Consider the following 23,751-nt stretch of genomic DNA (forward strand, 5'->3'; position numbering starts at 1 on the left):
CGCCGCCCGTCTAGGCTGGCGGCGGCGCGGCCCGCGGCGGTCGGGAGGCGCGCGCCCGGGACGCTCGCGGACGCGCGAGCGCGAGAGGCAAGGGGCAAGGGGCAAGGGGGAGACGATGTCGGCGATCCGGCTGCTGGTCCTGGGGGCCGTACGCCAGCACGGGCGGGCCCACGGCTACGCGGTCCGCGGCGATCTGGAGTTCTGGGGCGCCCATGAGTGGTCCAACGCCAAACCCGGCTCCATCTACCACGCGTTGAGGCAGTTGGCCCGGCAGGGCCTGCTGCGCCAGTACGAGACGGGCCCGAGCACGGCCGGCGGACCGCCCCGTACCGAGTACGAGCTGACCGCCGCCGGCGAGGACGAGTTCATGAGGCTGCTGCGGCACGCGCTCACCGCCGTCGACGAGAAGGAGGACATGCTCACCTCGGGCGTGGGCTTCATCGTCGACCTGCCGCGCGAGGAGGCGGTCGCGCTGCTGCGGCAGCGGGTCGCGGCGCTGGAGGAGTGGCGCCGCGAGGTCACGCGGAACTGGTCGCCGGACGAGAACACCCCTGACGAGTGGGGCCACATCGGCGAGATCATGAAGCTCTGGATCCACAACGCCGACAGCGGCGCCCGCTGGGCGCGCGCCCTCGCGCGGCGGCTGGAGGACGGCGCGTACGTGATGGCCGGCGAGGGCGAGCGCCAACTCGACGTCCTCCCGCCCGGCACCCCGCGGCCCCGCCCTCCGCAGACCTGAGCCACGGCCTCGACCACATCCCTGAAAACGCGCCTCTGAGGCGCGAGTTCGAGCCGGGCGCCCGCCGGGGCGCCGGGCACGTGTGTGCGGAGCACTCACACGGGCACCCTGGCCGGGACCCGGATACGGACGCGACCTTATGCTCGGTCCCATCGGGCGGGCGCGGGCGAAGGCCGCGGACGCAAGTGTGAGGGAGCGGGCACGAAGTGGTCGGGGAGCCTAAGCGCAACGGCCGGTCGGCGGAGAACGCGGAGACACCGGAGGAGACCAGGCAGCACCTCGCCGACGAGGTGCGCAGCGCGTTCACACCACCCCAGGGCGTGCCGCTGCCGCCCGTACCGGACGACGAGCACCCCAGCTCCGAATTCGCCGTCCCCGAGGGGCTGTTGACGTCCCCTCCGCTGGACTTCGGCAGCGCGTTCACCCCGCCCGAGGGCATCGCGAAGGTCTCCCTGGTCAAGCCCGGCGCCCCCTGGCAGGACCGGATGCGGACGATGATCCGCATGCCGCTCGCCGAGCGGCCGGCCCCGGAGCGCTCCAGCCGCGCCGAGGACACCGAGACCGGCCCCGGCGTGCCCCGCGTGCTCGACCTCACGCTCCGCATCGGCGAGTTGCTGCTCGCGGGGGGCGAGGGGGCCGAGGACGTCGAGGCCGCGATGTTCGGCGTGGCACACGCCTACGGGCTCGACCGCTGCGAGCCCACCGTGACCTTCACGCTGATCTCCATCACGCACCAGCCCTCGCTGGTCGACGACCCGGTGACGGTCGGCCGCACCGTGCGCCGCCGGGGCACGGACTACACGCGGCTCGCGGCCGTCTTCCGGCTCGTCGACGACATCACCAAGGGCGACATCACGCTGGAGGAGTCCTACCGCCGCCTCGCGGCGATACGCCGCAACCGCCACCCGTACTCGAAGAACGCGCTGACGCTCGCCAGCGGCACCCTCTCCGGCGCCGCCTCGCTGCTCGTCGGCGGCGACGGACTCGTCTTCGCGCTGGCGGCGATCGGCGCGATGCTCGGCGACCGGCTCGCGTGGCTGTGCGCGGGGCGCGGGCTGCCGGAGTTCTACCAGTTCACGGTCGCGGCCGTGCCGCCGGCGGCGATGGGCGTCGCGGTGGCACTCATGGGGGAGTCCAACGACACGAAGCTGAAAGCCGCGGCCGTCATCACCGGTGGCCTCTTCGCGCTGATCCCCGGACGCGCGCTGGTCGCGGCCGTGCACGACGGACTCACGGGCTTCTACATCACGGCGGCGGCCCGCCTGCTGGAGGTCATCTACCTTGTCGTCGGCATCGTCGGCGGCGTGCTCGTCATCCTCTACTTCGGCTCCAAGCTGGGCGCCGAACTGACGCCGGAGAGCACACACGGCACCATCCAGCCCGTGCTCCAGCTCTTCGCGGCCATGCTGCTGGCGCTGGCCTTCTGCGTACTGCTCCAGCAGGAACGTCACACCGTGCTGCTGGCCACCCTCAACGGCGGCGTCGCATGGCTCATCTACGGTGTGCTGGTCAATCGCCCGGCGAACATCGACGCCGTCCCGGCGACGGTCGCGGCGGCCGGACTGGTCGGCCTCTTCGGCCAGTTGATGTCCCGCTACCAGTTCTCCTCGTCGCTCCCGTACATCACGGCGGCCATCGGTCCGCTGCTTCCCGGCAGCGCCACCTACTTCGGGCTGCTCGACATCGCGCAGGGGCACATGGACGCGGGGATCCTCAGCATCTCCCGGGCCGCCGCCCTCGCCCTGGCCATCGCCATCGGCGTCAACCTCGGCGGCGAGCTGGCCCGGCTGTTCATCAAGAGCCCCGGAGTGGAGACGCCGCTGCCCGGCCGCCGCGCGGCCAAGCGCACCCGCGGCTTCTAGCAGGCGGGGCCTCTGAGCGGGCGGGGCCTTCCGTACGGACGAGCCGTACGTACGAGCCGTACGGACGTGCCGGGGCCCGGACGCACGAAGGGTGCGCCCCGTCCGGGACGCACCCGATGTGCGCACGCTCTCCGTACACCCTTCGCACCCGCCCGTCTCGCCGACGGACCGGTTCGGTGCTTCAGTGGTCGCCGTGGGCCTCCAGGCGCTTGAGCGACGCTTCGACCTCGGCTTCGGCCTCGGCACGTCCGACCCAGTTCGCACCCTCGACGGACTTGCCGGGCTCCAGGTCCTTGTAGACCTCGAAGAAGTGCTGGATCTCCAGCCGGTCGAACTCGCTGACGTGGTGGATGTCCCGCAGGTGCTCCATGCGCGGATCGGACGCCGGCACGCACAGCAGCTTGTCGTCGCCGCCGGCCTCGTCCGTCATACGGAACATGCCGATCGCGCGGGCCTTGATGATGCAGCCGGGGAAGGTGGGCTCCTCCAGCAGCACGAGGGCGTCCAGCGGGTCGCCGTCCTCGCCGAGGGTGTGGTCGACGAAGCCGTAGTCGGCCGGGTACACGGTCGAGGTGAACAGGTGCCGGTCCAGACGGATGCGCCCGGTGACGTGATCCACCTCGTACTTGTTCCGCGAACCCTTCGGGATCTCGATGACGACGTCGAACTCCAAGGAAGGCTCCTCAATGATCAGCACATGTGTCTGGTGATTAAGTGTCCCTCACGCACGTTCACGGGCGCGAAAGGGGCTGATCGAGGTGCGTGACACCGCCTCCGAGGTGCGTGACACCGCGATCCGGGCATACCGGAAGGTCCGGTCCCGTGCCCGTCGTGACGGGCGGCGGATCCGGCAGCGCTGGCGGACCGCGACTCCGCAGCAGCGGCAGACCGCGACGGTGACGGCGGGTGCTGCCGCACTCGGACTGGTGCTCGCCGTCACGGCGGTGGCCACGAGCGGACCGTGGGACTCGGGCCAGCGTACGGCGGAGCGTTCACGGGCCGCCGCCCGGGAAGGGCGAAGTGGCGGGAACCACACCGGCGACGTCCCCGGCGGCGAGGGCGCACCGGGCGCGCCCCGCGTGCTCCCCGCCCTCGACATGGACGCCGTACGGGGGGACCCCGCGGGCGGCGGCCGCGATGCCGACTCACACGGCCCGGGCGCGGCGGGCGTCCCTCCGCCGAGTCGGGAGGCGCTGGCCGACACCCTCGAACCGCTGCTGGAGGACGGCGACTTGGGCAAGGTGCGCGCCGTCTCGGTCGTCGACGCCGCCACCGGACACAAGCTGTACGCCGCCACGTCACACAAGGCCGTCACCCCGGCCTCCACCGTTAAGATCGCCACCGCCTCCGCTGCGCTCTCCGCACGCGGCGCCGACCACCGCATCGAGACGAAGGCGGTACGCGGTACCTCCGACGGGCAGGTCGTGCTCGTCGGCGGCGGCGACCCGACCCTGACCTCCGCGGCCCTGAAGGACCTCGCGGGCGACACCGCACGCCGGCTGCGCGCGGGCGGACACAAGGGCGGCGAGGTCTCCGTCCGCTACGACACCTCGCGCTACAGCGGTCCCGTACGGCACTCCATCGGCACCAACGACAACCTCGCCCCCGTCAGTCCGCTGATGACCGACGAGGCCCGCCTGGAGAACCGGTCCGGTACGGACGGCGCCCCCGCGCACGGCCCCGCACCTCGCTCCGCCGACCCCGCCCAGGACGCCGCCGCGGACTTCGCCGACGCACTCGGCGACCACGGCGTCGAAGTGAAGGGCAAGCCGAAGAGGGCCGAGGCCCCCGGCAAGGCGAAGCAGCTCGCGGTGCACCGTTCCGCGCCGCTCTCCGCGCTCGTCGAGCGCATGCTGACCTACAGCGACAACGACATCGCCGAGGCGCTGGCCCGCCAGACCGCCCTGGGCTCCGGCGAGCCCGCGAGCTTCAAGGGCGCGGGCCGCGCCGTACGCGACCGCCTCGGCAAGCTCGGCATGCCCCTGAAGGGCGCGCACTTCGCCGACGGCAGCGGCCTCGACCGCGGCGACAAGGTCTCGCCCGCCCTCCTCACCGGCCTCCTCGCGAAGGCCGCCGACCCCGACCACGCGGAGCTGCGGTCCGTCCTGACGGGGATGCCGGTGGCCCACTTCACCGGCACCCTGGGCAGCCGGTACGGCAGCGACAAGGGCAAGCAGGGCGCCGGTCTCGTACGCGCCAAGACGGGAACGCTCACGGGCGTCAACACCCTCGCCGGCACCGTCGTGGACGCCGACGGACGGATGCTGGCCTTCGCCTTCATGGCGTCCGGTACGAGGGACGGCAAGGCCGCACAGCAGTCCCTGGACAACCTGGCCGCCGCCCTCGCCAACTGCGGCTGCCGCGATTCGCCGTCCGCGGACTGACCTCGCACGACGACCCCGTGCGGTGCCGCCGCGCGCGCCGGCCCCGCACCCCGCCGCGCCGGTGCAGCCTCCCGCCCGGCGGATGTGACACGTACCGTGAAGTCATGACGAGCCTCGGTGGTGTGGAGATGGTCGACTGGAATCTCGCGGTCGCGACCGCGACCCGGCTCGTACGGCCGGGCCCCGAAGTGAGCCGCGAGGGAGCGCGCGCGGTCGTCTCGGAGCTTCGCCGCCACGCGAAGTCGTCCGAGGAGCACGTACGCGACTTCACACGCATGTACCCGGACCGCCCCGCGGAGTCGGACACCCCCGTCCTGGTCGTGGACCGGCCCGGCTGGGTGCGCGCCAACGTGGCGGGCTTCCGCGAACTGCTCTCACCGCTGCTGGAGAAGGTGCAGGAGCGCCGCGCGAGCACTCCGGGCGGCGCCGTGCTGGGCGCGGTCGGCGGCAAGGTCACCGGCGTCGAGGTCGGCATGCTCCTCTCCTTCCTCGCCTCCCGCGTCCTGGGCCAGTACGAGACGTTCGCACCCGCGACGCGGGAACTGCCCGGCGGCGCCGACGGCAGCGGCCGGCTGCTGCTCGTCGCCCCGAACATCGTCCACGTCGAGCGCGAACTCGACGTCGCCCCGCACGACTTCCGCCTCTGGGTCTGTCTGCATGAGGAGACGCACCGCACCCAGTTCGCGGCCGTCCCCTGGCTGCGCGACCACATCCGCGGCGAGATCCAGTCCTTCCTCGGCGAGACGGAGATGGACCCCTCGACGCTGCTGGAGCGTCTGCGCGAGGCGGCCCAGTCGCTCTCCGGCTCCCGCACACAGGGCGAGGGCACCGCCGCCGAGGACGGCGAGACGACGGAGAACGGCCGCGCCGGCCTCGTCGAACTGGTGCAGACGCCCGCGCAGCGCGAGATCCTCGGCCGGCTCACCGCCGTGATGTCCCTGCTGGAGGGCCACGCCGACTACGTGATGGACGGCGTCGGCCCCGACGTGGTCCCGAGCGTCGGGGAGATCCGCGAGAAGTTCCAGAAGCGCCGTGCCACGGGCGCCGGAAAGCTGGACCAGGCCCTGCGCAGACTGCTCGGCCTGGACGCCAAGCTGCGCCAGTACCGCGAGGGCGAACGGTTCGTGCGCGCCGTCGTCGAGGAGCTGGGCATGGACGGCTTCAACCGCGTCTGGACCTCGCCGAACACCCTCCCCACGAAGTCCGAGATCGGCCGCCCCGCCGACTGGATCGCGCGCATGCGCTCCTGACGCGCCCGCGACCGCCGGGAGCCGCCCGCCGGTTCGGCCGTCCGCACCGTCCGACGGGCACCCGGCGGGGACCTCCGCCCAGCGGCTGCCGGTACGGAACGGACCGGGCGCCGGCGGGCGTTCGGCGGCTACTCTGCGGAACGGGCACCGGCCCTCGAAAGCCGCGCCAATCACTCGTCCGAGGGACCGAGAATGGCGGGTCCGCGTGCGATGCTCTGGGAACTCCCCCATCTCTGTCACCATCGACACACTCAGCGTGACAAGACTCCATCGAGGATGTGAATCGGATATGGGTCCCCACCCCGCGGTCGCTGCAATACGTCTCGCGGTTCGCCGCGCACTCCACGACGTCCTCAGCGAGCAAGCAGTCGTCAGTGAGAACGCCGGCGACACCCGCAGCCCCGGCGAGCCACCGCTCGTCCTCGTCGCCTGTTCCGGCGGCGCCGACTCCATGGCGCTCGCCTCGGCCCTCGCCTTCGAAGCACCCCGGCTCGGCCTCCGCGCGGGAGGCGTCACCGTCGACCACGGCCTCCAGTCAGGATCGGCCGACCGCGCCCGTGAGGTCGCCGAGCGGCTCGCCGCCCTCCGCCTCCACCCCGTCGAATCCGTCGCCGTCACCATCGGACGTACGAACACCGGCCCGGAAGCCGCCGCCCGCACGGCGCGCTACGCCGCCCTCGACGACGTGGCCGACCGCCGCGGCGCCAAGGCCGTGCTGCTCGGACACACCCGTGACGACCAGGCCGAGACCGTCCTCCTCGGGCTGGCCCGCGGCTCCGGCACGCGGTCGCTCTCCGGCATGGCGGAGGTCACCGGCCCCGCCGACCGCTACCGCCGCCCGTTCCTCGCAATCGACCGGCAGACCACCCGCAAGGCCTGCCTCGCACAGTCCCTCCCGGTATGGGACGACCCCCACAACGACGACCCCGCGTACACCCGCTCCCGCGTGCGCCACGAGGCTCTGCCCGCGCTGGAAAAAGCTTTGGGCAAGGGCGTGGTCGAGGCGCTCGCGCGTACCGCACGGCTCTCCCGCGACGACGCCGACGCCCTCGACGCCTGGGCCCTCCAGGCGGAGCGCACGGTGCGCACCGACCAGCCCGGCACCGAGGGCTGGGACGCCGTCGAACTGGACACCGCCCGGCTCTGGGCGCTGCCCTCCGCGGTGCGCCGCCGCGTGCTGCGCCGGGCCGCCGTCGAGGCGGGCGCCCCGTCGGGCTCGCTCTTCGCCCGTCACCTCGAAGAAGTCGACCGGCTCGTCACCGCCTGGCGCGGCCAGAGCGCCATCAATCTGCCGGGCCGTGTGGAGGCCGCACGGCAGGGTGGCAGACTGGTCATTCGGCATGGCTCACAGACCCCGTCGACACCGACCGGCTGACCGTCCCCGTACGGTCTCCGGCCGGCGGCAGCGTGGGCCGGGGACCTCGACCGAGAGCGGCACGGGTGGACGAGAAGGACATGGGCACCGACCTGAAGTCGGTGCTCATCACCAGGGAAGAGATCGACGCGAAGCTGGCCGAGCTGGCCGCGCAGATCGATGAGGAGTACGAGGGGCGGGAGTTGCTTCTCGTCGGCGTGCTCAAGGGTGCCGTGATGGTGATGGCGGACCTGGCACGGGCGGTGTCGACTCCCGCCACCATGGACTGGATGGCGGTCTCCTCCTACGGCGCCGGCACGCAGTCGTCCGGAGTCGTGCGCATCCTCAAGGACCTCGACACCGACATCAAGGGCAGGCACGTCCTGATCGTCGAGGACATCATCGACTCGGGGCTGACCCTGTCGTGGCTGCTGTCCAACCTCGGTTCGCGGGAGCCGGCTTCGCTCAACGTCTGCACGCTGCTGCGGAAGCCGGACGCCGCGAAGGTCGACATCGACGTGAAGTGGGTGGGCTTCGACATCCCCAACGAGTTCGTCGTGGGGTACGGCCTCGACTACGCGGAGAAGTACCGGAACCTGCCGTTCGTCGGGACGCTCGCCCCGCACGTCTACGGGGGCTGAGCACCGCGGAGGCCCCGCACCCAGCGGGAACCTTGCGGGGCCGCGCTCCGTTGGAGGAGCCAGGACGGTTCTGTTTGACCGTCCTCGGCGGCGCCCTGAGACAATGCTGAGGTACCGTCCGAAGGTCAGCCTTTTCAACTCACTGTGGCAGGAGGGACGGGGCGCGCGCGCTCCGTATGGATGGACGTGAAGCGATACTTCCGCGGGCCGGTCATGTGGATCGTGCTGGCCGTCCTCGCCGTGGTCGTGTTGATGCAGGTCGTCGGCTCGTCCGGCGGCTACAAGACGGTGGACACGGGACAGGTCGTCCAGGCGATCGACCAGGACAAGGTGAAGTCCGCCGAGCTCACGACCGGCGATGAGCAGATCGTGAAGCTCGAGCTCAAGGACGGCGCCAAGGTCGAAGACAGCGACAAGGTCAAGGCGAGCTACATCGACTCCCAGGGCGTCGACCTCGCCAAGAAGCTCCAGAGCAAATACGAGCAGAACGAGATCACCAAGGGCTACACGGTCGCACCGCAGCAGCAGAACCCGTTCGTCGGGATGCTGTTGTCGTTCCTTCCGTTCGTCCTCATCATCGTCGTCTTCCTGTTCCTGATGAATCAGATGCAGGGCGGCGGCTCCCGGGTGATGAACTTCGGGAAGTCCAAGGCGAAGCTCATCACCAAGGACACCCCGAAGACGACGTTCTCGGACGTCGCGGGGTCGGACGAGGCGTGCGAAGAGCTCCAGGAGATCAAGGAGTTCCTCCAGGAGCCGGCCAAGTTCCAGGCGGTCGGGGCGAAGATCCCCAAGGGCGTTCTGCTGTACGGGCCGCCCGGCACCGGTAAGACGCTGCTGGCCCGCGCGGTCGCCGGCGAGGCGGGTGTGCCGTTCTACTCGATCTCCGGCTCCGACTTCGTCGAGATGTTCGTCGGCGTCGGCGCCTCCCGGGTGCGCGACCTGTTCGAGCAGGCCAAGGCGAACGCCCCGGCGATCGTCTTCGTCGACGAGATCGACGCCGTCGGCCGCCACCGCGGCGCCGGCATGGGCGGCGGTCACGACGAGCGCGAACAGACCCTGAACCAGCTCCTGGTGGAGATGGACGGCTTCGACGTCAAGGGCGGGGTCATCCTGATCGCGGCCACGAACCGGCCCGACATCCTCGACCCGGCGCTGCTGCGTCCCGGCCGCTTCGACCGGCAGATCGCCGTCGACCGCCCGGACATGCAGGGCAGGCACGAGATCCTCAAGGTCCACCAGAAGGGCAAGCCCATGGCGCCCGACGTGGACCTGGGCGCGGTGGCCCGCCGTACGCCGGGCTTCACCGGCGCCGACCTCAGCAACGTGCTGAACGAGGCGGCGCTGCTCACGGCCCGCGGCGACAGCAAGCTGATCGACAACAGATATCTGGACGAGGCGATCGACCGGGTCGTCGCAGGTCCGCAGAAGCGGACCAGAATCATGAGCGACAAGGAGAAGAAGATCACCGCGTACCACGAGGGCGGGCACGCCCTGGTCGCGGCGGCTTCGCCGAACTCCGACCCCGTACACAAGATCACGATCCTCTCCAGAGGCCGTGCTCTCGGCTACACGATGGTGCTGCCGGACGAGGACAAGTACTCGACCACGCGCAACGAGATGCTCGACCAGCTCGCGTACATGCTGGGCGGGCGCGCGGCCGAGGAGCTGGTCTTCCACGACCCGACGACGGGTGCGGCGAACGACATCGAGAAGGCGACGGCGACGGCCCGCGCGATGGTCACGCAGTACGGCATGACCGAGCGGCTGGGTGCGATCAAGTTCGGCTCCGACCAGTCCGAGCCCTTCCTGGGCAAGGAGATGGGTCACCAGCGCGACTACTCCGAGGAGGTCGCCGGGCTGGTGGACGAGGAGGTCAAGAGCCTGATCGAGACGGCGCACAACGAGGCCTGGGAGATCCTGGTGGAGAACCGGGACGTCCTGGACAACCTCGTCCTCGCGCTGCTGGAGAAGGAGACGCTGGGCAAGGAGGAGATCGCCGAGATCTTCGCTCCGGTCGTCAAGCGTCCGAGCCGTCCGGCCTGGACGGGCTCCTCGCGGCGTACGCCGTCGACGCGGCCCCCGGTCTCGTCGCCCGCGCTGAGCAACGGGAACGGTTCCGTGCCCAGTCTCGACAAGAGCGGCGGCAAGGAGATCGGACCGCGGGACTCGGACGCCGTCGTCGAGCCGGTCGATCCGACGGAGAACTAGCCGAGTCCGTGTGTGACGGCCCACAGCGGGCCGTGGAATTCAAGCCGCGTCCCCCGGGTTGTCAGACCTGGGGGACGCGGCTTGTCGTATGTCGTATGTGCACGGACCAGGAGCGAGGCGAGAGATGACCGACCCGGTGACGCTCGGCGGAGAGGGCGAATTCCAGCCTGCCGACTTCGACGAGAAGCGTGCGGAGAACGCCGTGCGCGAACTGCTGATCGCGGTCGGCGAGGACCCGGACCGTGAGGGGCTGCTGGAGACCCCGGCCCGTGTGACGCGTGCGTACAAGGAGATGTTCGCGGGTCTGCATCAGCGTCCCGAGGACGTGCTGACGACGACGTTCGACCTGGGGCACGACGAGATGGTCCTGGTGAAGGACATCGAGGTCTTCAGCACGTGCGAGCACCATCTCGTGCCGTTCCACGGCGTCGCGCACGTCGGCTACATCCCGTCCGCGGACGGCAAGATCACGGGGCTGTCGAAGCTGGCGCGGCTCGTCGACGTCTACGCCCGGCGTCCCCAGGTGCAGGAGCGTCTGACGACGCAGATCGCCGAGGCGCTGATGCGGATCCTGGAGCCGCGCGGGGTGATCGTCGTCGTGGAGTGCGAGCACATGTGCATGTCGATGCGCGGGATACGCAAGCCGGGTGCGAAGACCCTGACGTCCGCCGTGCGCGGGCAGTTGAGGGACGCCGCGACGCGCTCCGAGGCGATGAGCCTGATTCTGCGCTGACGCCGCTTCGCTGACGCCGCTGACGCCGCCGAGCCGCGGATCAGGCCGCGGACGCCGCCGAGGGGTTGTCGTCGTCATCGTCGTCGGGCAGACGGCACACCCGTTCCAGGAAGATCGCCGTGGCCACCACCGCGATTCCGGCGGCGACGGACAGGCCCGCGTAGATCGCCTGGTCCTGCCTGGCCGGTGCCTCCGAGGGGTCCATCAGCAGGGCCACCCCGACGCCTCCGTAGAGCCCGGCGACCAGGGAGGCCACCAGGGCGCTGGCGTGGCCGAAGAGGACGGCGCGCGCCGCCATCATCGGGTCGACGCCCTTCGCCCCCATCTCGCGTTCCCGCTGGGCCTTCAGACGTGAGCGCAGCGAGAGGGCGGTGGCCAGCAGCACGGTCGCGATGATCGCCAGTACGACGGGCGCCGCGACCGGTACGGCGGGCAGTGTGCCCAGCGCGCTCCACAGCCGCGCGGCGCCCCAGGCCAGCACCCCGGCGACGACGAAGACACCCGCCAGGACGGGGATACGCAGTTCCTTCACGGGGTTCCCAACGACTACTCGGGCAGGCTGAGTTCCAGGTCCGTGCGGGCCGCGACGCCTTCGCGTCCCACCGCGGCCAGAAGCTCCGCGACCGCTCCGACGCCCGGCACCTCGGCGCCCGGGTCCACGTCGTGCCACGGGACGAGGACGAACGCCCGCTCGTGCACGCGCGGATGAGGCAGCGTCAGCCGCGGGTCGTCGGAGACCACGTCCTGGTAGGTGACGATGTCGACATCGATGGTGCGCGGTCCCCAGTGCTCCTCCCGCACTCGTTCGAGTGCCTCCTCGATGGCGTGGCCGCGTTCGAGGAGCGAGCCGGGCGGCAGCGTCGTCCGTACGAGCACGACGGCGTTCAAGTACGAGGGCTGGCTGCCCGGTTCGACGCCCCACGGTTCCGTCTCGTAGACGGGCGAGACCGCGAGGACCTTGAGGCCCGGGGTGTCGGCGAGTGCGTCGACGGCGCTCTGGAGCCGCTCCAGACGGTCGCCCATGTTGCCGCCGAGCGCGATCACCGCCTGCTGCGGGTTGTGCAGGGTGACGTCGGCGGCGTCCACCTGGCGCACGACGGAGGCGGGCACCGGCTGTACGGTCGGGTCACTGTTCGGCGTCATGCGCGGCTCCGCTTGATAGTGATGGTCACGTCGTCGAAGGGGACCGTGATCGGGGCGTCGGGCTTGTGCACGGTCACCTCTGCTTCCTGCACGCGCTGTTGGGAGAGGCACGCGTCGGCGATGCGCTGGGCGAGGGTCTCGATCAGCTCGACGGGTTCGCCCTCGACGATGCCGGCGATCTCCTCTGCCAGTACGCCGTAGTGCACGGTCTTCGTGAGGTCGTCGCCGCCCGCGGCGGGCCGGGTGTCCAGGCCCAGTTCCACGTCGACGACGAAGATCTGACCCTCCTCCCGTTCCCGCTCGAGGACGCCGTGATGCCCGCGGGCCCGAAGGCCGCGCAGCGCGAGCTTGTCCACGCGTATCACTCCCGTCCCCTGTCCTGGTCGCAGCGGCGCGGTGCGCCTTCCGCTCGAATCTACCCGCGGGCGGCGGCCGTACCTGCCCGGGGCGGGTTGCCTACCCGACAGCGCCGAGGCCCACGCTCACATTCCGAGTGAGCTGCTGCGAAGGAGTGGCGGCGGCCACACCCGGGGTGGGCGCGGACGACCGCGGGCGACCGGAGCCGGTGTCCTCAGAGCTGGACGTCGCCGTCGTCCAGGCCGCCCTCGTCGTCGTCCTCGTCCTCGCGCTCGACGAGCACGGGCGAGCCGTGGTGCGACCACACCTTCCAGCCGCCGTCCCCGGCGCGGCGGAAGACGTTCGTCGCCACGACCAGTCCGCCCACCAGCGGGCCCGCGGAGCCGTCGTCCTCGGCGGGGCCGCCGCTGAGGATGTTCTCGGTGCAGCTCACCAGCGCGGTGTCGCCGTGCACGGAGACCTCGACGTCCGTCAGGAAGAACTGCACGTAGTCGGTGTTCGCCATGATCAGGGCGTACGAGCGCAGCACTTCGTCACGGCCGTTGAGGACGGGCCAGCCGGGGTGGACCACGCTGACGCCGTCGTCCATCCACAGCTTCTGGAGCGCGTCGAGGTCGGCGTGCTCGACGGCGTCGTACAGGGCGGTGTTGGCGGCCTCGACCGCCTCGACGTCGGTGCCGGCGCCCGGGCTCACCCGAGCCGCCCCGCGGAGCCGGTGCCGGAGCCGGTGCTGCTGTTGCCCGTACCGTCGCCCGTACCGGTGTCGTTGCCGCCGCCGTCCGGTGGTCCGGACGCGGCCCTCTCGACCGCCTGCACGACGCGGACGGCGTCCGCGCTCGCCCGTACCTCGTGGACGCGCACGGCCCAGGCGCCCTCGCGGGCGGCGAGCGCCGAGACGGCGGCGGTGGCGGCGTCCCGTTCGCGGGCGGGCGGCACGGAGGCGCCGTCCGCGCCGGCCAGGGCCCGGCCGAGGAACCGCTTACGGGAGGCGGCCACCAGCATCGGGTGTCCCAACTCCGCGCGGACACGGCTCAGTTCGGCGACGAGACGCAGATCGTGCGGGGCCTGCTTGGCGAAGCCCAGGCCCGGGTCGGCGATGATGCGGTCCGGTGCGATGCCGCCGTCCACCGCGCGCTCCAGGCTGCTGCGCAGCTCGCGCACGACCTCCGCGGTCACGTCGTCGTAGACGGCCCGGTTGTTCATGTCGATGGAGCGGCCCCGCCAGTGCATGACGACGAAGGGGACCTGTGCGGCGGCGACCGCGGGCACCATGCCGGGGTCGGCGAGGCCGCCGCTGACGTCGTTGACGAGCACCGCGCCGGCCTCCAGCGCCCGCTGTGCGACGGAGGCCCGCATGGTGTCCACGCTGACGAGCACGTCCTCCTCGGCCAGACCGCGGACGACGGGCAGTACCCGGCGCAGCTCCTCGTCCTCGTCCACGCGCGGTGCGCCGGGACGCGTCGACTCGCCGCCGACGTCCACCAGGTCGGCGCCCTCGGAGACCAGGTGCAGCCCGTGCTTGACCGCGACGTCGGGGTCGAACCACCTGCCGCCGTCGGAGAAGGAGTCCGGGGTGACGTTGACCACCCCCATCACGGCGCAGCGGTTCCAGTCCGGGAGTCCGATGACGCGGCCACGGGTTGGATTCATGTCTCCAGCGTAGGGCGCGCCTCCGCTCGAAGGGGTGCGGGTGCTCCGACGGGAGGTACCACCGGGAGGCCCGCGGAACGCCATGCCTGGAAGCCGCCGTCGAGGTCGGTGGCCCGGTGCAGCCCGAGGTCGCGCAGGGAGCGGGCGGCGAGCCCGGAGGCGTACCCCTCGTTGCACACCACGACGACGTGCAGATCGAGACCGGTGGCTTCGGGGGAGCGGTGCGGACACGTCGGGTCCAGCCGCCACTCCAGCTCGTTCCGCTCGACGATCAGGGCGCCCGGGATGGTCCCGTCCCGCTCGCGCAGCTCCGCGTAGCGGATGTCGACGAGCAGTGCGCCCTCCTCGCGCTGGGCGTGCGCGGCCTCCTCGGGGGTGAGGCGTACGAGGCCCGAACGTGCCGCCTCCAGCAGGGAGTCGACGCGGCTGGGGGCGGCGGCACCGTTCCCGGAGGGCTCGGTGCCGCCGGCGGGCTGCGGCGTCCCCGTCATTCCCACTCGCCCGGGCGCTCGACCTGCTCCAGGCGCAGCAGCGATCCCGTACGGCTGTAGCGGCGCATCAGCGGCAGCGGCGGGTAGTAGGCGTGCACGGAGACCGCGTGCTCCTCCTCGGTCTCGTTGAGCACCTGGTGGACGTGGTGGGGGCCGAAGGCGCGTCCGCGTCCGGCGGTCAACTGCCGCTCGCGGTCGACGCCGTCGGCCAGCTCCAGCGTCTTCCAGCCCTCGGTGGGGAGCCGGGCCGCGAGGGACTGTTCGGTGAGGCTGCCGCTCGCGGTCGCGAAGGCGCCGAGGGAGCCGCCGTGGTCGTGCCAGCCCGTGCCGGTGCCGGGGGGCCAGCCGATGATCCATGCCTCGCTGCCGCCGGGGCCGTTGAGGCGCAGCCAGGTACGGCCCTCGGGATCGAGGGGGAGGGAGGCGACGAGCTCGGCGTCGGCCGCCGTCTTCCGTACGTAGTCGAGGAGTTCGGCCTCGGTGGGCGGGGTGCGGTCCGTCGTGGACTCGGCGGCCGGGGCCGTGCCCGGGGCCGGGGCGGTGGCCGGTGCGGAACCGGAATCGGGCGCAGGTGCAGCGGGGGAGGGGGATGCGGATGACACGGAGAACCGTCCTGAACGTGATCGAGGGCACGCGCTCACTGCGAGCGCGCGGAATGGCCAGACGTGATCAGCAGGACGGACGACACAGGCAGCCCACGTAGCGGAGCAGGTCCAGGTGGACCCTCCGCCAGGGGTGCAGTTCGGTGCCGTTCATGCGGTGGAGTGAAGCATGAGACCTGTGGACGGTCAACTTGCCGCCGTGCGCTTTGTGATGGGAGTGAGCGGGGCACGGCAGGCGTCCCGGCGGTGCCGGAGGCGGCTGCGGCCTGGTGCTTCTCCGCCGTGCACGGGGGCGTCGGTCATGCGTCGGCGACCGTCTCCAGCTCCACTTCGTCGCGGCGTACGTCGCGCTCGTCGGCGTCGATGGAGCGGCGCAGCGCTTCGTGCAGCCGGCCCGGGGTGAGGACGCCGACGAAGCGGTCCGCGTCGTCCAGTACGGCGATCCAGCCCGCGTCGTGCTGGAGCATGCTGCTGAACGCCTGCTTCAGCGGCGAGCCCAGCGGAAGCCACGCCTCCATGCGGCGGGCGTGGTCGGCGACGGTCGGGGGCGAGGTCTTGTCCTGGGACTTCGCGGCCGGCGAGGCGGGACCGGCCGGGCTGTCCACGGCCTCGGCCGCGAGCCAGCCGTGCAGCTCGTCCGCGTCGTCCAGGACGACGGCCCAGCGCGCGCCCTCGCCGCGCATGCGGGCGCGGGCCTTGTCGATCGGGTCGTCGAGGTGGACGACCGGGGGCTCCTCCAGGTCGCCGCGTTCGATCGGGGTGACCGACAGCCGCTTCAGGCCGCGGTCGGCGCCCACGAAGTCCGCGACGTACGGGGTGGCCGGTGCGCCCAGGACCTTCGCCGGGGGGTCGAACTGCTCGATGCGCCCCTCCCCGTACACGGCGATGCGGTCGCCGAGGCGTACGGCCTCCTCGATGTCGTGCGTGACGAAGAGGACGGTCTTGTGCAGGGTCGACTGAAGCTTCAGGAACTCGTTCTGGAGGTGCTCGCGCACCACCGGGTCGACGGCGCCGAAGGGCTCGTCCATCAGCAGCACCGGCGGATCGGCGGCCAGGGCGCGGGCGACGCCGACGCGCTGCCGCTGGCCGCCGCTGAGCTGGTCCGGGTAGCGGTCGCCGTAGCGGGACGGGTCGAGGCCGACGAGGTCGAGCAACTCGGCGGCGCGCTCGCGGCGTTCGGCCTTGGACCAGCCGAGCAGATACGGCACCGTCGCGGTGTTGTCGAGCACCGTCTTGTGCGGGAAGAGGCCCACCTGCTGGATGACGTAGCCGATGCGGCGGCGCAGTTCGACGGGGTCGACGGCGGAGATGTCCTCGCCGTCGAGCAGGATCCGCCCGGACGTCGGCTCGATGAGGCGGTTGACCATCTTCATCGTCGTCGTCTTACCGCATCCCGACGGACCGACGAGCGTGACGAGTTCGCCCCGTGCGACCTCCAGCGACAGCTCGTGGACGGCGGTGGTGCCGTCCGGGTAGCGCTTTGTGACGTTCTCGAAGCGGATCATGGTCTCAATCTCGTCGCTCGGCTCGGGTGGGGTGGGCACGGCGGCGCACCGCCCGGCACCGCGCCGCGTCGCGTCGCGTGGTGCCGGCACTGCGCTCTGCTCGTCGCTCTGCATCGTCGTGTCGTCGTGGTCTTCGACGCGTCCGCATTCTTCCGGTGGCCGTATGAAGTCTGTGTTGCAGGAGTGTGGCAGTTCGGAGCGGCTGTCGGTAGCGGACTGTAAGGTCTCCCGGCATGCTTGCGGCGCGACAGGGCGCGCCGCCGCGGACGCCGCGTCGCAGCGGACCCGGGGACGAGCGGGAGGGGGCGAGCGGATTGAGCGGGCTGACCTCGCTGATCGGCACGGCCGGGACGGTCGGTACGTCCGGCATCGCCGGTGCGTCCGGCACGGCCGTCACATCCGGCGCCGGGCACACCGGACTCCGTGCGGAGGCCGTCGCACGGCAGGGCGGCGACTGCCTGACCGCGAACGACTGGATCTGCGCCGAGTTCGTGCGCACGCGCGGCCAGGAGCTCACGGACGCCACGCTCCAGCACGTGGGGATCACGCTCGCGTCGGTGGCCCTCGCGCTGCTGATCGCCTTCCCGCTCGCGCTCGCCGCCCGGCGCTGGCGACGCGCGTACGGCCCGGTGCTGGGGCTGACGACCGTGCTCTACACGGTGCCGTCCCTGGCCATGTACGCGCTGCTGCTCCCGCTCTTCGGACTGGGCGCGGCGGTCGTGGTCTCGGGCCTGGTGCTCTATTCGCTGACGGTGCTCGTACGGAACATCCTGGCGGGCCTGGAGTCCGTCCCCGACGAGGCCCGTGAGGCGGCGCGCGGCATGGGGTACGGGCCGTTCCGGCTGCTCTTCGGCGTGGAACTGCCGCTCGCGCTGCCCGCGTTGATGGCCGGTGTACGCATCGCGACGGTCTCCGCCGTGGCGCTGACCACGGTCGGTGCCATCGTCGGCTACGGCGGTCTGGGCAACCTCATCTACGACGGCATGGACAGCTTCTTCCGCGCGCAGGTGCTGACGGCCTCGGTGATCTGCGTGGTGCTGGCGGTGCTCGCCGACGTCCTGCTGCTGGGGCTGCAGCGGCTGCTGACGCCCTGGACGCGTACGGGCGGCGGCGCACGGGCCCGGGCGCGGATACGCGGGGGCGGCCGCGGCGGTCCCGGTGCGGGCGCGTCCGGCGGCGTACGCGGAAGCGGCCACGACGACGGTGTACCGGACGTGCCGGGCGAACCGGGCGGCGTACGCGGGGTGCCCGAGCCCGCCGGCAAGGAGGCGTGAGCGATGGGCTTCTTCCTGGACGCGTGGACGTGGCTGACCACGGGCGCCAACTGGGCGGGCGGCGACGGTGTGACGCACCGCCTCGCCGAGCATCTGTATCTGACCGTCGTCTGCCTCGGCGCCGCCTGCGCCCTGGCGCTGCCCGTCGCGCTGTGGCTCGGACATGTGGGGCGCGGCGGCGCGCTCGCCGTGAACATCTCCAACGTGGGCCGCGCGGTGCCCACGTTCGCCGTGCTCGTCCTGCTGACGCTCAGCCCGCTCGGCAAGCAGGGCGACCTCCCGACGATCATCGCGCTGGTGCTCTTCGCGCTGCCGCCGCTGCTGACCAACGCGTACGTCGGGATGCGGGAGGCCGACCGCGACGTGGTGGAGGCCGCCCGCGGTATGGGCATGTCCGGCTGGCAGCTCCTCCTCCGCGTCGAACTGCCGCTCGCCTTCCCGCTGATCATGACGGGCGTGCGCTCGGCGGCCGTCCAGGTCGTGGCGACGGCGACGCTGGCCGCGCTGCCGGGCGGCGGCGGACTCGGCCGGATCATCACCGCCGGCTTCGGTACGTACGACACCCCGCAGGTCGTCGCGGGCGCGGCCCTGGTGGCGGCGCTCGCGCTGCTCGTGGAAGGGGTGCTCGTGGTGGCCGAACGGCTGCTGGACCCGATGCGCGGACGGCGCCGCGGCGCGCAGCCGAAGGCCCGTACGCGCTCCCGATCGACGCCCACGGGCCTCGGTGACAAGGCGGCACCCGTGCAGTCGCCGTCCTGACCCTCCGACCCTCGTACCCCTGACGAACGGTGGACATGATGAATGAGGCAGCGAACCCGGAAGCGACGCCGGGCCCTTACGCGTACGCGAGGCTGCGCAGGACGGGCCGGCTGCTGGCGGCGGGCGGCGCCGCCGCGCTGCTGGCCACGTCCCTGACGGCGTGCGGCGGCGACAGCCTGGAGAAGGAGGGCGGCGGTCCGGCGGACGGCGGCGGCTCCAAGGGCGAACTGGTCATCGGCTCGGCCGGGTTCACCGAGTCGCAGATCATGGCGGAGCTGTACGCGAAGCTGCTCACGAAGGCCGGCTACAGCACGTCGATCAGCAAGCTGAAGAACCGCGAACTGTACGAACCCGCCCTGGAGAAGGGCGAGATCGACGTCGTACCGGAGTACGCGGCGACGCTCGCGGAGTTCCTGAACGCGAAGAAGAACGGCCCGAAGGCCGAGCCGGTCGCCTCCAACGACGCGGACGAGACGGTCGGCGCGCTGGACAAGCTCGCCGGACCGCGCGGGCTGAAGGTACTGCCCGCAGGCAAGGCCGTCGACCAGAACGCCTTCGCCGTCGCCGAGGACTTCGCGAAGAAGCACCGGCTCACGTCCCTCTCGGATCTGGGGAAGTCGGGCGAGAAGGTCAAGCTCGCGGCGAGCGACGAGTGCGAGGAGCGGCCCTTCTGCCGCCCCGGCCTGGAGAAGACCTACGACATCGACGTCACCGGCATCGACCCCAAGGGCGTCGGTACGACGCAGGCGAAGGAGGCCGTCAAGGACGGCACCGACCAGATGGTGCTGACGACGACCACCGACGCCACGCTCAAGGACTTCGGTCTGGTGCTGCTGGAGGACGACAAGGGGCTGCAGAACGCCGACAACGTGCTGCCGGTCGTCAACGCCGAGAAGGCGGGCGGCAAGAAGGTCGCGGCCGCGCTGAACAAGCTCACGAAGGTGCTCACGACGAAGGACCTCGCCGACCTCAACGGGAAGGTGGACGCCGACCGGAAGAAGCCGAAGGACGTCGCCGAGGAGTACCTCAAGGCGAAGAAGCTGATCTGAGGCCGGCGGTGAGGACGGCCCGCGACGGCGCCCGCGAGGCCCTTCGCGGAGGTGCCCGCGGGGGTGCCTGCGGAGCGGTCCTCGGGGGCGCCGCCGGAGCCGTTCCCGGAGTTGAACGGAGCGTCGGATTCCAGAAGCGGACAGCGACGGCGAAAGAGGACAGCGCAGGGTTGTGGCGGGGTAACAATGCCCTTCGTGCGGTGCCTGATCGGAGTCTTGCGAGGTAGATTCCAGGCCATGCCTCGTGGACGTCATCGCCATTCGCAGCCGCTGCACCGGGCCCTCGCTCCGGCAACCGTCGCAGTGGCCGCGCTGCTCTGCGCGGGGGCCGCCTGGCTGTTCGGCGAAGCCGGCGTCGGTGACACGGACACGGTGCTGCTCAGGGTGTGCGCCGCGGCCGCCGCGGTGGCCGCCGTGACCGGCGCCGTACTGCTGCGGAGCTGGGACCGGGCGGCGGGCAAACGCGTCGGCGATCTGAAGGCCAAGCTGGCGAGCACGGAATGGCGGGCCGAGGAGCGCCAGGCCGAGTTGGAGAGCGACCTCGAAGAGGCCCGGCAGGGCCGCGAGAAGACACGCGCCCGACTGCGGGAGAAGCGCGCCGAGTTGGCACGGCTGCGCAGCGAGCACGCGACCCTGCTGCGGCGTTACGCGCACGCCGAGACGGAACGGGCGAGCGCCCTGGAGGGCCGCCGGCAGCTCGAACTGGAGACGGGCGAGCCCACGAAGGCGCTGACCGTGGGCGCCACCGACCACCGCCAGCCCTCGGGCGCACCGACCCCGCTGACGTATCTCCAGGCGAACGAGGCCCTGCGGAATCTGAGCCGCAACGTCGCGCGGCGCAAGGAGCGCGAGGAGCAGGAGCGCGAGGAGCAGGAACGGCAGGAGGCGCTCCGCAAGGAGCGCGAACTGCGCGAGCAGGAACGCGAAGAGGCCCTTCAGGCGGCGCTCCACGGCCCGCGGCGCACCGTGGACGAGCGCTTCACGGCGCGCAGCAGCAAGTTCGACTTCTTCGGCACCGGCAGCATGAACAAGCCGAAGCGGCGGGCGAAGCGGCCGCCGGGGGCGCCCGGGGGTCCGGGATCCCCGTCCGTACCGTCCAGGGCGCGGGAGCCGCGCGAGGCGTCCGAGCTGTTCGAGCTCCGTGAGACGCGTGAGGCCCGCGAAGCGGAAGAGGCCCGTGAGGCCCAGGAGGCGAACGCGACGGGCAGGACGGACGAGACGAGCCCGGCGTCGGCGTCGGCGGACCGTACGGGCGAGGCCGGCGGCGAGGCGCCGCGGGAGCCCGCGGCGGACGAGAAGCGTGAGGCGGACGGGACGGCGGCGGAGCCGGCCGAGGCATCGGCCGACGCACCGGAGGCCGAGTCCGCCGAGTCCTCCCGCTCCGCGGTGAACGGGCATGCCACGCGCGCCGGTTCGCAGGCCACGACCGAGGCGTCCGCGTCCTCCGACGCGTCCGGGGCCGAGCCGGGCACCGGGCCGAAGGCGTCGCCGGACGAGGCCAAGGGTTCGGCGAAGAAGCCCCGTACGAAGGAAGGTTCCAGCTCGGCGGCGACCACTCCGGCGCCCGCCGGACGGCATGCGAAGCGCGAGACCGAGCCGAAGGGGCCGGAGTCCGAGACGCAGCCCGACGCCGGCTCCAAGTCCGGCCCCGACTCCAAGTCCAAGTCCGCGGCGGCGTCCCCCTCCGCGTCCGGACAGCCGGAGCAGAAGCCGGAGTCCGTACGGACCGCGAAGGCCGGTAACGCGACGCGGGGTACGGAGAGGGACAAGAGCAGCGCCAAGGCGGCGGACAAGGCCGAGGCTCAGGCCGCGGATGCCGGTGAGAGCACCGGCGAGGACAAGCGCAAGGGCGACAGGGACACGGGCGACGTCGCGTCCGCGGCGGAGGAGACCAAGCCGGAGTCCGGCGAGAAGGGCAGCGGCACAACCCCGGAGAAGCCGCGGTCCAAGTCCCCCGGGAAGTCCGCCGGTTCGGGCTCGGACACGGCCCCGCGTACGGCGTCGGGCAAGACGTCCGGCAAGGCAGCCGACAAGACCGTCGACAAGACGTCCGACAAGGGCCGCGGCAAGGACACGACCACGGGGGACGGGCCCGGGACCGAGGAGAGCCCCGGCCGGACGCCCGACTCCGAGCCGACGCCGGAGTCCGACCCGAAGTCCGAGACCGAGCAGGGCTCCGAGTCCGGCACGAAGCCGGAAGCCGGGTCGACGTCCGACTCCGGTCCGGCGTCCGAGACCGAGCAGAAGACCGAGTCCGGGCAGAAGTCCGCGCCCACGTCGGAGTCCGAGCCCAAGTCCGGCCACTCCGCTCCGCGGCCGCGTACCTCCGCGAACGGCAAGCCCAAGTCCGACTCCGGCGTGCGCAACGCGAGTTGACCGCCCGCCGCGCGGCTCCCGTACCTCCCGTACCTCGCGCGCGACCCGTACACCCCGTACATCCCGTACATCCCGTACATCCGGACCCGGGCCCGGACCCCGCTACGTGGCGACCACCTGGCGATTACTCGGCGGCTACTTGACGGCTACTTGTCGATGTCCCCGACCACGAAGAAGAACGACCCCAGGATCGCCACCATGTCGGCGACGAGCGTCCCCGGCAGCAGTTCCGTCAGCGCCTGGATGTTGTTGAACGAGGCCGAGCGGAGCTTGAGCCGGTACGGCGTCTTCTCGCCCTTGGAGACGAGGTAGTAGCCGTTGAGCCCGAGCGGGTTCTCGGTCCAGGCGTACGTCGCGCCCTCGGGGGCCTTGAGCACCTTCGGCAGCCGCTGGTTGACGGGCCCCGGCGGCAGTTCGGCGAGGCGGTCGAGGCATGCGTCGGCCAGGTCCAGCGAGTTGTACGCCTGGTCCAGCAGCACCTCGAAGCGGGCGAGGCAGTCGCCCTCGCCGCGGGTGACGACGCGGAGGGTGTCCTGGAGTTCTCCGTACGCGAGATACGGCTCGTCGCGGCGCAGATCGAAGTCGACGCCGGAGGCGCGGGCGATGGGGCCGCTGACCCCGTACGCGTGGACGGTCGTGCGGTCGAGGACGCCGACGCCGCGCGTACGGCCGCGGAAGATCTCGTTCCCGGTCACGAGCCGGTCGAAGGTGTCCATGCGGGACCGTACGTCCCGTACGGCCTGCCGGGCGCGGCCCTGCCATCCGGCCGGAAGGTCCTCCTTCAGGCCGCCGACGCGGTTGAACATGTAGTGCATCCGGCCGCCGGAGATCTCCTCCATGACGTGCTGGAGCTCCTCGCGCTCGCGGAACGCGTGGAAGACGGGCGTGATCCCGCCCAGCTCCAGCGGATAGGAGCCGAGGAACATCAAGTGGTTGAGCACGCGGTTGAGTTCGGCGAGGAGCGTCCGCAGCCACACCGCGCGCTCGGGGACCTCCATGCCGAGCATGCGCTCGACGGCGAGCACCACACCGAGTTCGTTGGAGAAGGCGGACAGCCAGTCGTGGCGGTTGGCGAGGACGATGATCTGCCGGTAGTCGCGGGCCTCGAAGAGCTTCTCCGCGCCGCGGTGCATATAGCCGACGACCGGCTCGACCTCGTTGATCCGCTCCCCGTCGAGGACGAGCCGCAGCCGGAGCACTCCGTGCGTCGAGGGGTGCTGGGGGCCGATGTTGAGCACCATGTCGGAGCTCTCCGCGGCGCCGCCGATGCCGACCGTGGTCTGCCGTCCCGGGGCGGTGCCCGTTCCGGTGCCGTCGGGCGCCCCTGCGGCGCCGTCCGTCGTCGTCCGCTGACTCATGGGCTCAGTCTCG

At 71.8% G+C, this 23,751-nt stretch carries 22 protein-coding genes; 12 read left to right on the forward strand and 10 right to left on the reverse strand.

The annotated features are described in order from the left end of the window. Positions 1-115: 115 nt before the first annotated feature. Positions 116-739, forward strand: coding sequence for a PadR family transcriptional regulator (locus tag AN218_RS04685; protein WP_070015342.1), 624 nt, complete (start codon positions 116-118; stop codon positions 737-739). A 206-nt stretch (positions 740-945) separates the two neighbouring features. Further along, complete coding sequence (locus tag AN218_RS04690) at positions 946-2,601, forward strand: threonine/serine exporter family protein (protein ID WP_070015343.1); 1,656 nt, start codon at positions 946-948, stop codon at positions 2,599-2,601. A gap of 181 nt (positions 2,602-2,782) precedes the next feature. Here the strand turns inward: AN218_RS04690 and AN218_RS04695 are convergent, their stop codons facing one another. Further along, positions 2,783-3,274, reverse strand: a complete 492-nt coding sequence (locus AN218_RS04695) for an inorganic diphosphatase (protein ID WP_070015344.1) — start codon at positions 3,272-3,274, stop codon at positions 2,783-2,785. Between the two features lie 85 nt (positions 3,275-3,359). Between AN218_RS04695 and dacB the strand changes: the two genes are divergently transcribed. The 6 genes from dacB to folE all read left to right on the forward strand — a co-directional run bounded on the left by dacB (position 3,360) and on the right by folE (position 11,174). Beyond that, positions 3,360-4,985 carry a D-alanyl-D-alanine carboxypeptidase/D-alanyl-D-alanine endopeptidase gene (gene dacB / locus AN218_RS04700; RefSeq protein WP_070015345.1) on the forward strand — a complete coding sequence of 542 codons (1,626 nt, stop codon included), beginning with the start codon at positions 3,360-3,362 and terminating at the stop codon, positions 4,983-4,985. Positions 4,986-5,089: 104 nt separating this feature from the next. Next, positions 5,090-6,235 (forward strand): zinc-dependent metalloprotease, encoded by a 1,146-nt coding sequence (locus AN218_RS04705; RefSeq protein WP_070015346.1) that lies wholly within the window; start codon positions 5,090-5,092, stop codon positions 6,233-6,235. Between the two features lie 289 nt (positions 6,236-6,524). Then, positions 6,525-7,610: a tRNA lysidine(34) synthetase TilS gene (tilS, locus tag AN218_RS04710; protein ID WP_070015347.1), complete on the forward strand. Its 1,086-nt coding sequence runs from the start codon at positions 6,525-6,527 to the stop codon at positions 7,608-7,610. Between the two features lie 80 nt (positions 7,611-7,690). Continuing rightward, complete coding sequence (gene hpt, locus AN218_RS04715) at positions 7,691-8,230, forward strand: hypoxanthine phosphoribosyltransferase (RefSeq protein WP_070015361.1); 540 nt, start codon at positions 7,691-7,693, stop codon at positions 8,228-8,230. Positions 8,231-8,410: 180 nt separating this feature from the next. Next, a complete protein-coding gene (gene ftsH / locus AN218_RS04720; RefSeq protein WP_070015348.1) occupies positions 8,411-10,441 on the forward strand; it encodes an ATP-dependent zinc metalloprotease FtsH in 2,031 nt (676 codons plus the stop codon). 124 nt (positions 10,442-10,565) lie between these two features. Continuing rightward, on the forward strand, positions 10,566-11,174 hold the full coding sequence (gene folE, locus AN218_RS04725) for a GTP cyclohydrolase I FolE (RefSeq protein WP_070015349.1): 609 nt from the start codon (positions 10,566-10,568) through the stop codon (positions 11,172-11,174). 40 nt (positions 11,175-11,214) lie between these two features. Here the strand turns inward: folE and AN218_RS04730 are convergent, their stop codons facing one another. From AN218_RS04730 to AN218_RS04765, 8 genes are all read right to left on the reverse strand, one after another. After that, positions 11,215-11,706, reverse strand: coding sequence for a DUF3180 domain-containing protein (locus AN218_RS04730; protein ID WP_070015350.1), 492 nt, complete (start codon positions 11,704-11,706; stop codon positions 11,215-11,217). A 14-nt stretch (positions 11,707-11,720) separates the two neighbouring features. Then, a complete protein-coding gene (folK, locus tag AN218_RS04735; RefSeq protein WP_070015351.1) occupies positions 11,721-12,317 on the reverse strand; it encodes a 2-amino-4-hydroxy-6-hydroxymethyldihydropteridine diphosphokinase in 597 nt (198 codons plus the stop codon). Beyond that, complete coding sequence (gene folB, locus AN218_RS04740; protein ID WP_070015362.1) at positions 12,314-12,673, reverse strand: dihydroneopterin aldolase; 360 nt, start codon at positions 12,671-12,673, stop codon at positions 12,314-12,316. Before folB ends, folK begins: the two co-directional genes overlap by 4 nt. A 215-nt stretch (positions 12,674-12,888) precedes the next feature. Continuing rightward, positions 12,889-13,368, reverse strand: a complete 480-nt coding sequence (locus AN218_RS04745) for a nuclear transport factor 2 family protein (protein WP_070015352.1) — start codon at positions 13,366-13,368, stop codon at positions 12,889-12,891. Beyond that, positions 13,365-14,324 (reverse strand): dihydropteroate synthase, encoded by a 960-nt coding sequence (gene folP, locus AN218_RS04750; RefSeq protein WP_079131814.1) that lies wholly within the window; start codon positions 14,322-14,324, stop codon positions 13,365-13,367. The genes AN218_RS04745 and folP overlap by 4 nt, the downstream gene beginning before the upstream one ends. Then, positions 14,321-14,815, reverse strand: coding sequence for a rhodanese-like domain-containing protein (locus AN218_RS04755; RefSeq protein WP_070015353.1), 495 nt, complete (start codon positions 14,813-14,815; stop codon positions 14,321-14,323). Before AN218_RS04755 ends, folP begins: the two co-directional genes overlap by 4 nt. After that, positions 14,812-15,417: a cupin domain-containing protein gene (locus AN218_RS04760; RefSeq protein WP_070015354.1), complete on the reverse strand. Its 606-nt coding sequence runs from the start codon at positions 15,415-15,417 to the stop codon at positions 14,812-14,814. Before AN218_RS04760 ends, AN218_RS04755 begins: the two co-directional genes overlap by 4 nt. Before the next feature lie 299 nt (positions 15,418-15,716). After that, positions 15,717-16,922, reverse strand: coding sequence for an ABC transporter ATP-binding protein (locus tag AN218_RS04765; RefSeq protein WP_070015355.1), 1,206 nt, complete (start codon positions 16,920-16,922; stop codon positions 15,717-15,719). Between the two features lie 458 nt (positions 16,923-17,380). Here AN218_RS04765 and AN218_RS04770 point away from each other — a divergent pair, with 458 nt between their 5' ends. The 4 genes from AN218_RS04770 (at position 17,381) to AN218_RS04785 (ending at position 22,380) form a co-directional block, all read left to right on the forward strand. Then, positions 17,381-18,196, forward strand: coding sequence for an ABC transporter permease (locus tag AN218_RS04770; protein ID WP_070015363.1), 816 nt, complete (start codon positions 17,381-17,383; stop codon positions 18,194-18,196). A 3-nt stretch (positions 18,197-18,199) separates the two neighbouring features. After that, a complete protein-coding gene (locus tag AN218_RS04775) occupies positions 18,200-18,955 on the forward strand; it encodes an ABC transporter permease (protein WP_070015356.1) in 756 nt (251 codons plus the stop codon). Between the two features lie 38 nt (positions 18,956-18,993). Continuing rightward, positions 18,994-20,004, forward strand: coding sequence for an ABC transporter substrate-binding protein (locus AN218_RS04780; protein WP_079131820.1), 1,011 nt, complete (start codon positions 18,994-18,996; stop codon positions 20,002-20,004). A 237-nt stretch (positions 20,005-20,241) separates the two neighbouring features. Continuing rightward, positions 20,242-22,380 carry a hypothetical protein gene (locus tag AN218_RS04785; protein WP_141747467.1) on the forward strand — a complete coding sequence of 713 codons (2,139 nt, stop codon included), beginning with the start codon at positions 20,242-20,244 and terminating at the stop codon, positions 22,378-22,380. A gap of 146 nt (positions 22,381-22,526) precedes the next feature. Here the strand turns inward: AN218_RS04785 and AN218_RS04790 are convergent, their stop codons facing one another. Then, complete coding sequence (locus AN218_RS04790) at positions 22,527-23,621, reverse strand: NADH-quinone oxidoreductase subunit D (RefSeq protein ID WP_070015365.1); 1,095 nt, start codon at positions 23,619-23,621, stop codon at positions 22,527-22,529. Between the last annotated feature and the right edge of the window lie 130 nt (positions 23,622-23,751).

Origin of the sequence: Streptomyces nanshensis (genome assembly GCF_001751255.1) — a bacterium.
GTDB lineage: Bacteria > Actinomycetota > Actinomycetes > Streptomycetales > Streptomycetaceae > Streptomyces > Streptomyces nanshensis_A.

What these genes read in the sequence shown, in the direction of transcription:
- AN218_RS04765 (WP_070015355.1), bottom strand. Translation starts at nt 16,922, where the DNA reads ATGATCCGCTTCGAGAACGTCACAAAGCGCTACCCGGACGGCACCACC.
- folK (WP_070015351.1), bottom strand. Translation starts at nt 12,317, where the DNA reads ATGACGCCGAACAGTGACCCGACCGTACAGCCGGTGCCCGCCTCCGTC.
- folP (WP_079131814.1), bottom strand. Translation starts at nt 14,324, where the DNA reads ATGAATCCAACCCGTGGCCGCGTCATCGGACTCCCGGACTGGAACCGC.
- AN218_RS04755 (WP_070015353.1), bottom strand. Translation starts at nt 14,815, where the DNA reads ATGACGGGGACGCCGCAGCCCGCCGGCGGCACCGAGCCCTCCGGGAAC.
- ftsH (WP_070015348.1), top strand. Translation starts at nt 8,411, where the DNA reads ATGGACGTGAAGCGATACTTCCGCGGGCCGGTCATGTGGATCGTGCTG.
- AN218_RS04780 (WP_079131820.1), top strand. Translation starts at nt 18,994, where the DNA reads ATGAATGAGGCAGCGAACCCGGAAGCGACGCCGGGCCCTTACGCGTAC.
- hpt (WP_070015361.1), top strand. Translation starts at nt 7,691, where the DNA reads ATGGGCACCGACCTGAAGTCGGTGCTCATCACCAGGGAAGAGATCGAC.
- AN218_RS04685 (WP_070015342.1), top strand. Translation starts at nt 116, where the DNA reads ATGTCGGCGATCCGGCTGCTGGTCCTGGGGGCCGTACGCCAGCACGGG.
- AN218_RS04775 (WP_070015356.1), top strand. Translation starts at nt 18,200, where the DNA reads ATGGGCTTCTTCCTGGACGCGTGGACGTGGCTGACCACGGGCGCCAAC.
- AN218_RS04705 (WP_070015346.1), top strand. Translation starts at nt 5,090, where the DNA reads ATGACGAGCCTCGGTGGTGTGGAGATGGTCGACTGGAATCTCGCGGTC.
- folE (WP_070015349.1), top strand. Translation starts at nt 10,566, where the DNA reads ATGACCGACCCGGTGACGCTCGGCGGAGAGGGCGAATTCCAGCCTGCC.
- AN218_RS04785 (WP_141747467.1), top strand. Translation starts at nt 20,242, where the DNA reads ATGCCTCGTGGACGTCATCGCCATTCGCAGCCGCTGCACCGGGCCCTC.
- AN218_RS04790 (WP_070015365.1), bottom strand. Translation starts at nt 23,621, where the DNA reads ATGGTGCTCAACATCGGCCCCCAGCACCCCTCGACGCACGGAGTGCTC.
- tilS (WP_070015347.1), top strand. Translation starts at nt 6,525, where the DNA reads ATGGGTCCCCACCCCGCGGTCGCTGCAATACGTCTCGCGGTTCGCCGC.